At 63.7% G+C, this 10,828-nt stretch carries 8 protein-coding genes; 3 read left to right on the top strand and 5 right to left on the bottom strand.

Going from position 1 to position 10,828, the window contains the following annotated elements; all coding sequences use genetic code 11:
* Position 1: 1 nt before the first annotated feature.
* A complete protein-coding gene (locus AC19YX_RS02320) occupies positions 2-961 on the bottom strand; it encodes an AAA family ATPase (protein WP_003218556.1) in 960 nt (319 codons plus the stop codon).
* A gap of 221 nt (positions 962-1,182) precedes the next feature.
* The gene (locus AC19YX_RS02315) at positions 1,183-1,536 is read right to left on the bottom strand and encodes a hypothetical protein (RefSeq protein ID WP_500605577.1); all 354 of its coding nucleotides are present in this window, start codon (positions 1,534-1,536) and stop codon (positions 1,183-1,185) included.
* A gap of 512 nt (positions 1,537-2,048) precedes the next feature.
* Between AC19YX_RS02315 and AC19YX_RS02310 the strand changes: the two genes are divergently transcribed.
* Positions 2,049-6,908, top strand: a complete 4,860-nt coding sequence (locus AC19YX_RS02310) for an NAD-glutamate dehydrogenase (RefSeq protein ID WP_201130754.1) — start codon at positions 2,049-2,051, stop codon at positions 6,906-6,908.
* A gap of 101 nt (positions 6,909-7,009) precedes the next feature.
* Here AC19YX_RS02310 and AC19YX_RS02305 read toward each other — a convergent pair whose 3' ends face one another.
* The 3 genes from AC19YX_RS02305 to AC19YX_RS02295 all read right to left on the bottom strand — a co-directional run bounded on the left by AC19YX_RS02305 (position 7,010) and on the right by AC19YX_RS02295 (position 9,370).
* Positions 7,010-7,420 (bottom strand): cupin domain-containing protein, encoded by a 411-nt coding sequence (locus AC19YX_RS02305; RefSeq protein WP_201130755.1) that lies wholly within the window; start codon positions 7,418-7,420, stop codon positions 7,010-7,012.
* A 98-nt stretch (positions 7,421-7,518) separates the two neighbouring features.
* Complete coding sequence (gene pdxR / locus AC19YX_RS02300) at positions 7,519-8,952, bottom strand: MocR-like pyridoxine biosynthesis transcription factor PdxR (RefSeq protein WP_500605576.1); 1,434 nt, start codon at positions 8,950-8,952, stop codon at positions 7,519-7,521.
* Positions 8,953-9,058: 106 nt separating this feature from the next.
* Complete coding sequence (locus tag AC19YX_RS02295; protein WP_421546990.1) at positions 9,059-9,370, bottom strand: hypothetical protein; 312 nt, start codon at positions 9,368-9,370, stop codon at positions 9,059-9,061.
* Between the two features lie 244 nt (positions 9,371-9,614).
* Here AC19YX_RS02295 and AC19YX_RS02290 point away from each other — a divergent pair, with 244 nt between their 5' ends.
* Together AC19YX_RS02290 and AC19YX_RS02285 are read left to right on the top strand one after the other, a co-directional pair.
* Entirely contained in the window at positions 9,615-10,259 is a 645-nt protein-coding gene (locus tag AC19YX_RS02290) for a secretin and TonB N-terminal domain-containing protein (RefSeq protein ID WP_201132169.1), read from the top strand.
* Positions 10,256-10,801: a sigma-70 family RNA polymerase sigma factor gene (locus AC19YX_RS02285; protein WP_020296056.1), complete on the top strand. Its 546-nt coding sequence runs from the start codon at positions 10,256-10,258 to the stop codon at positions 10,799-10,801. Before AC19YX_RS02290 ends, AC19YX_RS02285 begins: the two co-directional genes overlap by 4 nt.
* The last annotated feature ends 27 nt before the right edge of the window (positions 10,802-10,828 follow it).

Genomic DNA, 10,828 nt, shown 5'->3' with positions numbered 1-10,828 from the left:
GTCAAGCGACGGCAACGACGTCGAGAATACGCTGGACCACCCGGTCCTGGTCGATGCCTGCGGCTTCGGCTTCAAAGGACAGGATGATGCGGTGGCGCAATACGTCGAACAGCACGGCCTGGATATCTTCCGGGCTGACGAAGTCGCGCCCGGCCAGCCAGGCATGGGCCCGGGCGCAGCGGTCGAGGGCAATCGAGCCCCGGGGGCTGGCGCCGTAGGCGATCCACTCGGCCATCTCCGGGTCGAACTTGGCCGGGGTGCGGGTGGCCATGACCAGTTGCACCAGGTATTCCTCCACGGCGTCGGCCATGTACAGGCCGAGGATTTCCTTGCGCGCGGCGAAAATCGCCTGCTGGCTGACCCGGCGTTCGGGCTTGGTTTCGCCGTTCAGGGCTTCGCCACGGGCCTGTTGCAGGATGCGGCGTTCGACGGCAGCGTCGGGAAAGCCGATTTTCACGTGCATCAGGAAGCGGTCGAGCTGGGCTTCGGGCAGGGGGTAGGTGCCTTCCTGCTCGATGGGGTTCTGGGTCGCCATCACCAGAAACAGGGGCGACAGCTCATAGGTGCTGCGCCCGACACTGACCTGGCGCTCGGCCATGGCCTCCAGCAGGGCCGACTGGACCTTGGCCGGGGCGCGGTTGATTTCGTCGGCCAGCACCAGGTTGTGGAAGATCGGGCCTTGCTGGAACACGAAGCTGCCGGTTTCCGGGCGATAGATCTCGGTGCCGGTGATGTCGGCCGGCAACAGGTCAGGGGTGAACTGGATACGATGGAACTGCGCTTCAATGCCTTCGGCCAACTCTTTGATGGCCTTGGTCTTGGCCAGGCCTGGCGCACCCTCGACCAACATGTGACCGTCGGCGAGGAGGGCGATGAGCAGGCGCTCGATGAGTTTTTCCTGGCCGAGAATCTGCGTTGAAAGAAAGGTTCGCAGCGCAAGCAGCGCTTCACGATGTTCCATCGATGACTGTTCCTGGAGAGGGAGAGCCCGGGTGTTCGAGTAACGCCGGGGCTGGGGGCGATACTTTAATCCATAGCAGGGGGTGCCGACTAACGGGGAAATCCGGAATTGCCGATTTAGTCGAAAAAATCAGCCCGTAGCGCTGTAGCCGCTGCCGCAGGCTGCGCTGGCCGGGGAGGGCGATACAGGTTTGTCCGACACCCTCCCGGCGGCCACAGGGCTTACAGCTGGCTTACATAGGTGCCGGTGCCCTTGAGTATGTTTTGCAGGGTCAGTTCGACTTCGGCGAGGTCGCTGGCGGCGGTGGCGTGGTGGATTTCCAGGTGGTCGTCGCCGTTGAGGGCGTCGGCGTCGGCCGCGGCGATTTCGATCAGCAGGCGGGTCGGGCTCAGGGTGACTTTCACCCCGTCCAGGGTCGAAGGCTCACCGTCGAGGGTGATTTCCAGCTCGTCCTCATCCGGGTAGCGGCTCATCAGAAACATGTCGCCCTGGCTGCTGTGGCAGCAGAGCATGGCCATGTTGTCTTCTTCGTCATCGCAGGGGTTGGCGATCAAATGGGCGGTGGTCAGTTGCATGGGGCTGTTCCTGAAGAGTGGCTGCACGGACCCACAGCGGGGCAGGCAAAGCGCAATTCTGCCAGCCCTGGGGAATTTCTGCTGGTTTGCGTGTCTGAGAACAGGTCGTGACCGCAGTCGCCCTGGCGGGTCATTTCTGGTACGCCAGTACCCCGAAAACCAGGTTCAGGCCACGGTTCGGCCCGCTGGCTGCTAGTGTTGTGCGGGGTGCGGCGCGTCGGGTGCGTGCCAATGACCGAATATGTCGCAGCATCGCAAGCAGCGGCCTTGCCGCACTCGTTAAGCTGCGCAACGGATGGACACCTGTAAAGGCATTGTGCGCGTGATGCGTCAGTCGTTTTTGCAGATGCCCATCGCAGCGAAGGTGAATGTGACCCGAGTGTCCCGTCCAGCTTCACCACCTTGTCATCCTGCAACCTCTGCCCGAGATCAGGAGCAGGGTGACGCTTGACCCCGCAAGGGGATTGCACGCGACGCTTCCATCAATAACAAGCCCAAGCGGAGTACCACAGATGGCGTTCTTCACCGCAGCCAGCAAAGCCGACTTCCAGCACCAACTGCAAGCGGCACTGGCGCAGCACATCAGTGAACAGGCACTGCCACAAGTGGCGCTGTTCGCTGAACAATTCTTCGGCATCATTTCCCTGGACGAACTCACCCAGCGTCGGTTGTCCGACCTGGCGGGCTGCACCTTGTCAGCCTGGCGCCTGCTTGAGCGCTTCGATCACGCGCAACCGCAAGTGCGCGTCTACAACCCCGACTACGAACGCCACGGCTGGCAGTCGACCCACACCGCGGTCGAGGTCCTGCACCATGACCTGCCGTTCCTGGTCGACTCGGTGCGTACCGAGCTCAACCGTCGCGGCTACAGCATCCATACCCTGCAAACCACCGTGCTCAGCGTGCGTCGCGGCAGCAAGGGCGAGTTGCTGGAAATCCTGCCCAAGGGCACCCACGGCGAAGGCATCCAGCAAGAATCGCTGATGTACCTGGAAATCGACCGTTGCTCCAACGCCGCCGAGCTCAATGTACTGAGCAAGGAACTGGAGCAGGTGCTGGGTGAAGTGCGCGTCGCAGTGGCCGACTTTGAACCGATGAAGGTCAAGGTCCAGGAACTGATCGACGGCATCGACAACAGCCAGTTCGCCATCGCGGCGGACGAAAAGACCGAAATCAAGAGCTTCCTGGAATGGCTGGTGGGCAACCACTTCACCTTCCTCGGCTATGAAGAATTTGTGGTTCGCGAAGAGCAGGACGGCGGTCATATCGAATATGACCCCAACTCGTTCCTCGGCCTGACCAAGCTGCTGCGCGCCGGCCTCACCGCCGACGACCTGCGCATCGAAGACTACGCCGTCAACTACCTGCGCGAACCGACTCCGCTGTCGTTCGCCAAGGCCGCGCACCCAAGCCGCGTGCACCGTCCGGCCTACCCGGACTACGTGTCGATCCGCCAGATCGATGCCGACGGCAAAGTGGTCAAGGAATGCCGTTTCATGGGCCTGTACACCTCGTCGGTGTACGGCGAAAGCGTGCGGGTCATCCCGTACATCCGGCGCAAGGTGGAAATCGTCGAGCAGCGCTCGGGCTTCCAGGCCAAGGCCCACTTGGGCAAGGAACTGGCCCAGGTCCTCGAAGTACTGCCCCGTGACGACCTGTTCCAGACCCCGGTCGACGAACTGTTCAGCACCGTGATGTCCATCGTGCAGATCCAGGAACGCAACAAGATCCGCGTGTTCCTGCGCAAAGACCCCTACGGTCGTTTCTGCTACTGCCTGGCCTATGTGCCGCGCGACATCTACTCCACCGAAGTGCGGCAGAAGATCCAGCAAGTGCTGATGGATCGCCTGCAAGCCTCGGATTGCGAGTTCTGGACCTTCTTCTCCGAGTCGGTACTGGCCCGCGTCCAACTGATTCTGCGGGTCGACCCGAAGAACCGCATCGACATCGACCCGCTGCTGCTGGAAAAAGAAGTGGTCCAGGCCTGCCGCAGCTGGCAGGACGACTACGCCAGCCTGGTGGTCGAAAGCTTCGGCGAGGCCCACGGCACCAATGTGCTGGCGGACTTCCCGAAAGGCTTCCCGGCCGGCTACCGCGAGCGCTTCGCTGCGCACTCGGCCGTGGTCGACATGCAACACCTGCTGAGCCTGACCGAAGCCAACCCGCTGGTGATGAGCTTCTACCAGCCCCTGGGCCAGGTCTCGGGCCAGCGCGAGCTGCACTGCAAGCTGTACCACGCCGACACCCCGCTGGCATTGTCCGACGTGCTGCCGATCCTGGAAAATCTCGGCCTGCGCGTGCTGGGCGAGTTCCCGTATCGCCTGCGCCACAACAACGGCCGTGAGTTCTGGATCCACGACTTCGCCTTTACCGCTGCCGAAGGCCTGGACCTGGATATCCAGCAGCTCAACGACACGCTGCAGGACGCCTTTGTCCACATCGTGCGTGGCGATGCCGAGAACGATGCCTTCAACCGCCTGGTGCTGACGGCCGGCCTGCCATGGCGCGACGTCGCACTGCTGCGTGCCTACGCCCGTTACCTGAAGCAGATCCGCCTGGGCTTCGACCTGGGTTACATCGCCAGCACCCTGAACAACCACACCGACATCGCCCGCGAGTTGACCCGGTTGTTCAAGACCCGTTTCTACCTGGCGCGCAAGCTCACCAGCGACGACCTGGAAGACAAGCAGCAGCGCCTGGAACAAGCGATCCTCACCGCCCTGGACGACGTTCAGGTGCTCAACGAAGACCGCATCCTGCGGCGCTACCTGGACCTGATCAAGGCCACCCTGCGCACCAACTTCTACCAGACCGACGCCAACGGCCAGAACAAGTCGTACTTCAGCTTCAAGTTCAACCCGCACGCGATTCCAGAGCTGCCGAAACCGGTGCCGAAGTTCGAGATCTTCGTCTACTCGCCACGGGTTGAAGGCGTGCACCTGCGCTTCGGCAATGTGGCGCGTGGCGGCCTGCGCTGGTCCGACCGTGAAGAAGACTTCCGTACCGAAGTCCTGGGCCTAGTAAAAGCCCAGCAAGTGAAGAACTCGGTGATCGTGCCGGTCGGCGCCAAGGGCGGCTTCCTGCCGCGTCGCCTGCCACTGGGCGGCAGCCGGGACGAGATCGCGGCCGAGGGCATCGCCTGCTACCGCATCTTCATCTCCGGCCTGCTGGACATCACCGACAACCTGAAAGACGGCGCCCTGGTGCCACCGGCCAACGTGGTGCGTCACGACAACGATGACCCGTACCTGGTGGTCGCGGCCGACAAAGGCACCGCAACCTTCTCCGACATCGCCAACGGCATCGCCATCGACTACGGCTTCTGGCTGGGTGATGCGTTCGCTTCCGGTGGTTCGGCCGGTTACGACCACAAGAAAATGGGCATCACCGCCAAGGGCGCGTGGGTCGGCGTGCAGCGCCACTTCCGCGAGCGTGGCATCAACGTTCAGGAAGACAGCATCACCGTGGTCGGTGTCGGCGACATGGCCGGCGACGTGTTCGGCAACGGCTTGCTGATGTCCGACAAGCTGCAACTGGTGGCCGCATTCAACCACCTGCACATCTTTATCGACCCGAACCCAACGCCGGCCAACAGCTTCGTCGAGCGTCAGCGCTTGTTCGACCTGCCGCGTTCGGCCTGGACCGATTACGACACCAGCATCATGTCTGAAGGCGGCGGTATCTTCTCGCGCAGCGCGAAGAGCATTGCCATCTCGCCACAGATGAAAGAACGCTTCGACATCCAGGCCGACAAGCTGACCCCGACCGAACTGCTCAATGCCTTGCTCAAGGCACCGGTGGACCTGTTGTGGAACGGTGGTATCGGCACCTACGTCAAGGCCAGCACCGAAAGCCACGCCGATGTCGGCGACAAGGCCAACGATGCACTGCGGGTCAACGGTAACGAGCTGCGCTGCAAGGTAGTGGGTGAGGGCGGCAACCTCGGCATGACCCAGCTGGGTCGTGTGGAGTTCGGCCTCAATGGCGGCGGTTCCAACACCGACTTCATCGACAACGCCGGTGGCGTGGACTGTTCCGACCACGAAGTGAACATCAAGATCCTGCTCAACGAAGTGGTGCAGGCCGGCGACATGACCGACAAGCAGCGCAACCAGCTGCTGGCGAGCATGACCGACGAAGTCGGCAGCCTGGTGTTGGGCAACAACTACAAGCAGACCCAGGCCCTGTCCCTGGCCGCGCGCCGTGCCTACGAGCGTGCTGCCGAGTACAAGCGCCTGATGAGCGACCTGGAAGGCCGGGGCAAGCTGGACCGCGCCATCGAGTACCTGCCGACCGAGGAGCAGCTCACCGAGCGCGCCGCGGCGGGCAAGGGCCTGACCCGTCCAGAGCTGTCGGTGCTGATCTCCTACAGCAAGATCGACCTCAAGGAAGCACTGCTCAAGTCCCTGGTACCGGATGACGACTACCTGACCCGTGACATGGAGACCGCGTTCCCGCCAAGCCTGGTGGCCAAGTTCTCCGAAGCCATGCGTCGTCACCGCCTGAAGCGCGAAATCGTCAGCACCCAGATCGCCAACGACCTGGTCAACCACATGGGCATCACCTTCGTGCAGCGCTTGAAGGAGTCCACCGGCATGAGCCCGGCGAACGTGGCCGGTGCTTATGTGATCGTGCGTGACATCTTCCACCTCCCGCACTGGTTCCGTCAGATCGAAGCCCTGGACCACCAGGTTTCGGCTGAAGTGCAGTTGGCGTTGATGGATGAGCTGATGCGCCTGGGCCGTCGTGCCACGCGCTGGTTCCTGCGCAGCCGTCGCAACGAGCAGGATGCAGCGCGCGACGTCGCCCACTTCGGCCCGCACCTGGCGGCGTTGGGCCTCAAGCTCGACGAACTGCTGGAAGGCCCGACCCGCGAAGGCTGGCAGAACCGTTATCAGGCGTATGTCGAAGCCGGTGTGCCAGAGTTGCTGGCGCGCATGGTTGCAGGCACCACTCACCTGTACACCCTGCTGCCGATCATCGAAGCCGCTGACGTCACTGGTCAGAGCGCCGCCGATGTGGCCAAGGCCTACTTCGCCGTGGGCAGCGCCCTGGACCTGCCGTGGTACCTGCAGCAGATCAGCGATCTGCCAGTGGGCAACAACTGGCAGGCCCAGGCCCGCGAAGCCTTCCGCGACGACGTGGACTGGCAGCAACGGGCGATCACCATCAAGGTTCTGCAAATGGCCGATGCGCCGGACGACATGGAAGCCCGAGTGGCCCTGTGGCTGGAGCAGAACGCGAGCATGGCCGATCGCTGGCGCGCCATGATGGTGGAAATCCGTGCCGCAGTCGGCACTGACTACGCCATGTACGCGGTGGCCAACCGTGAACTGCTGGACCTGGCACTGAGCGGTCAATCGAGCCTGTAACGGCCTGATCGAGCGTTAACCCAAAAAGCCCCGTATCGCGAGATACGGGGCTTTTTCATTGCACTCGATAATGGCAACGCCCAACCCCACCATCCCCGCCGCTACTTCTCCAACGGCGTTAACACCGCGTCCTGCTCATCCATCAACATGAACACTAAGAGCTTCGCCGGCTCGGTCTGGCTGGCATTGCTCGACACCGGATGCCGCGAACCGGCAGGCTCGAACCAGGACTGCCCGGCCTTGTAGGTTATCGCCGGCTGGTCATTGACCCGCGAAGTGATCGCGCCCTGCAGCACATAAGCCATGGCCGCGCCGGCATGCCGATGGGGCACCGTGGCCTGGCCCGGGGCGTAGTCCACGGTCAGCATCAGGGCTTTCTTTCCAGGCATATTGCTCAGGGCCTGTTCCTGGAGAATCGCCAGCTTTTCCTGGCCGTACACCGGTTCATGGGCGGCGGCGCCCAGGGAGGTCAGCAGCGCCAGGGCGGCGAGGGCAGCGGTCAATGGGTTCATGGTCGGGTTCTCGTGCTCAATGAAAAGACCGACCCAGACTAATCCCGCTCAGCGCCCCGACCTATGGCCAATCCCGGCAAAGAACGGCAGACCACTGCTCAGGCGATCTGCCGCAGGATGTCGCGCACCTGGTCCAGGGCCGGATCGATGTCCAGGGTTTCAATGGCGCCAAACCCGATGAACAGCCCGCTTCTGACCGGCGTGTCGTTGAAGAAACAGTCCAGGGAGTACAGCCCGATCCCGGCCTGTTTCGCCCGCTCCAGCAGCAACGGCAGGTTCACCGGCACCTTGCACAAGGCCGCCATATGGAAGCCGGCGGTGGAGGGAATGGCTTGCAGCCAGGGCGAAAGGTCGCCGTCGAGGCGCTGCAGGATACGCTCGCGGCGCCCGGCATAGACCGTGTGGCAGCGGCGGATATGCTTGAGCAGGCAGCCATCGCTGATGAACTTGGCCAGGGCCCACTGCGCCAGGGTCGAGGTGTGGCAGTCGGTCAGGTGCTTGGCTCGCACCACCGCGCCGATGATCGCCGGCGGCAGCACCCCATAACCCAGGCGCAGCTGCGGCAGCATGGTCTTGGAAAAGGTCCCGACGTAGGCCACCACCCCATGGCTGTCCAGGCTTTGCAGCGAGTCGGTGGGCCGTCCTTCGTAGCGAAACTCGCAGTCGTAATCGTCCTCGATGACAATCGCCCCCAGTTGCTGCGCCCGCTGCAACAGGGCCTCGCGCCGTGCCTGGCTCATGGGCATGCCCAGGGGGAACTGGTGCGACGGGGTGACGTAAATCAGCCGCACGCCATCGGGGATCAACGCCACCTGCAACCCTTGCTCATCCACCGGGACCCCGATCACCGTCGCGCCCTGGGCACTGAACAGCATGCGCGCCGGGCTGTAGCCGGGGTCTTCCATGGCCACCAGGCTGCCGGGTTCGAGCACCACCCGGGCGATCAGGTCCAGGGCCTGTTGCGCACCGTTGCAAATCACAATGTCGTGTTCGGTGCAGACCACGCCCCGGGAAAACGCCACGTGCCCGGCAATGGCGCTGCGCAGGGCCGGCAAGCCCTCCGGCTGGCTGTAGAACCCGCCGTGTTCGGCCATGCGCCGCAGGGCTTCCTGGGTGCAGCGCCGCCATTCCTCCTGGGGAAACTGATTGCGCCGGGTCGCGCCGCCGATGAATTCATAGCGCGCGGTGCTTTCCAGGGAGGGGTGGCGCAGGGGCCAGGGCAGGTTCTGCCATTTCTCCAGGTTGGCGGCGCAGGCCAGGTCCTGGGCCGCCTGTTTGCGTTCGACCTTGACCGCCCGGGCATTGACGAAGGTGCCACGGCCGATCTTGCCGATCAGCAGGTTGTCGTAGGTCAGCAGGGCATAGGTGTCGGACACGGTCTTGCGTGAAATGCCCAGTTGTTGCGCCAACAGACGGCTGGGCGGCAACTGGGCCCCGGCGGCCAGGCGCCCGGATTCGATGGCGCTGCGCAGTTGTTGGTAGAGCTGGTCGGCCAGGTCCTTGCGGCCGTTGATGACGACATGCAGTTCCATCGATACATCCTGAGCAAGGCAATGGACGCAAGGTTACTCCCATGCCCGCAGCGGGTGTAGCGCCGCAGCCAGCCTGGCGCTCGCGGCGATGGCATTGTGCTGTGTCTTATGGCCGTTGCGGCTTCACCGAGGTGCCGAATGTATTGCCCATGCGAACGCTGGTGGCGGCCGGGGTCGATAGGCCGATCTGGTTCGGCGGGCGTTTCTCGACCGGCACGGTCTGCGCCTGCTGGTTGTGCTGCGCGGCCTTGGCGGCGTCCGGGGTGCCGCCCATCTGCTGGCTCAGGCAGCCGTAGTCCGGTGCCTTGTAACCGCCGACGCTGACGTCGACGCAGCCGGTGGCGGGCTCTTCGGCCTGGGCGGCGAAGGGCAGGGCGGCGCACAGCAACAGGCTGGCGAGGGTCGGAAACAGCTTCATCTGGGCCTCCTGGCGGGCCCGAAGGAGTGGGCCGGTATGGGACCTGAGTGTAGTGCAGGGGCCCTGGGCCAAAGGTGATGTTTTTTTTGCTATCACCGTAACATCAGATTCATAAACTGGCCTCAGGATGACGGTTTTCAGGGACGCGTCAGCCGTGCAGCGATGCAGAGCAGAGGTCGAGCGGCGGTCTTGGGTGCACGCACGTTTCGCGGGCTGTTGCCTGGCGGTGCTGCTGGGCCTGGCCATGCCCGGCCTGCTGCGGGCCGAGCCATTGGGGCCGCCGCAGATCGACTCGCCGCAGTTGCTGGCGCTGGACCTGCCGGCGCAAAACCTGGCGGACGCCCTGGAAGCTTTCAGTCGTTCGACCGGGATGGCGGTGCTGGTGGACCGCGAGTTGACCCGGGGCCGGCGCTCGATTGGGGTGCACGGCCGTTACAGCGCGCGCGAAGCCTTGGGCCTGTTGCTCACCGGCAGCGGCCTGGTGGCGCGTTATGCCCGCAGCGATGCGTTCACCCTGCAGGTGCCCGAGGCCAGTCAGCCACTGTCACCCAAGGGGCCACGTGCGGCACGGATCAACAGCAGCTACGCCACGGCGTTGCAGCAGGCGATCGAGCGCAGCCTGTGCCGCTCGCCATTGACCCGCCCGGGCAGTTTCCGGGCGCTGGTGCAGGTCTGGATCGGCCCTGACGGCAGCATTGAGCACAGCCGCCTGGTCAGTTCCACGGGTGATGTCCAGCGCGATGAAGCGCTGGTCCGCAGCCTGGGCAGTACCCGGGTCGAACGCCTGGCGCCGAGTTCGTTGCGCCAGCCGCTGACCTTACTTTTGATGCCGGACACCACAGGAACACGCATGGAATGCACAGCACGGGAAGGAGCTTCCGGGGTATGAAAAATACCGGGCACAGTCCGATGGTCAGGTTGTTCTTGACCTCCTACGAGGATTTCAAGGTGCGTCTGCGCCGACGCCTGGGCTCGGAGGACCTGGCCAACGATGTCCTCCACGAAACCTACCTGCGGGTCGACCGCATGGAGGTCCCGCCGAACCTGCTGCAACCCAATGCCTACCTGTACCGCATGGCCCTGAACATTGCCGCCGACCGGCGCCAGTCCGATGCCCGGCTGTTGACCGGCAGCGAAGTCGAAGAGCTGTTGCAGGTGGCCGATGAAGCCCAGGACCCGTCGCGGGTGGTAGGCGGCCAGAAAGAAATCCAGACCCTGCTCAAGGCCCTTTATGAACTGCCGGCGCGGCGGCGCAAGATTTTTATCGCGGCGCGCCTGGAAGAAGCGCCGCACCTGGAAATCTCCCAGCGCTTCGGCATTTCCACGCGCATGGTGGAGAAGGAACTCAAGGCCGCCCTGGGGCACTGCGCCTTGCGCCTGGAAAGAAAAGTCATCCAGCGGTTCGGTCCCGGGGCCGGAAAACCGTCTTAGTCAACGAGTCCCTGATTAATCCGTGAG

The sequence above is a fragment of the Pseudomonas sp. MF09150 genome (genome assembly GCF_059862355.1).
This window is presented reverse-complemented; position numbering and strand designations above follow the sequence as displayed.

Excerpts from the sequence above, each read along its gene's own strand:
- pdxR (WP_500605576.1), bottom strand. The coding sequence starts at position 8,952 with ATGGAACTGCATGTCGTCATCAACGGCCGCAAGGACCTGGCCGACCAG.
- AC19YX_RS02310 (WP_201130754.1), top strand. The coding sequence starts at position 2,049 with ATGGCGTTCTTCACCGCAGCCAGCAAAGCCGACTTCCAGCACCAACTG.
- AC19YX_RS02295 (WP_421546990.1), bottom strand. The coding sequence starts at position 9,370 with ATGAAGCTGTTTCCGACCCTCGCCAGCCTGTTGCTGTGCGCCGCCCTG.
- AC19YX_RS02290 (WP_201132169.1), top strand. The coding sequence starts at position 9,615 with ATGCCCGGCCTGCTGCGGGCCGAGCCATTGGGGCCGCCGCAGATCGAC.
- AC19YX_RS02315 (WP_500605577.1), bottom strand. The coding sequence starts at position 1,536 with ATGCAACTGACCACCGCCCATTTGATCGCCAACCCCTGCGATGACGAA.
- AC19YX_RS02320 (WP_003218556.1), bottom strand. The coding sequence starts at position 961 with ATGGAACATCGTGAAGCGCTGCTTGCGCTGCGAACCTTTCTTTCAACG.
- AC19YX_RS02305 (WP_201130755.1), bottom strand. The coding sequence starts at position 7,420 with ATGAACCCATTGACCGCTGCCCTCGCCGCCCTGGCGCTGCTGACCTCC.
- AC19YX_RS02285 (WP_020296056.1), top strand. The coding sequence starts at position 10,256 with ATGAAAAATACCGGGCACAGTCCGATGGTCAGGTTGTTCTTGACCTCC.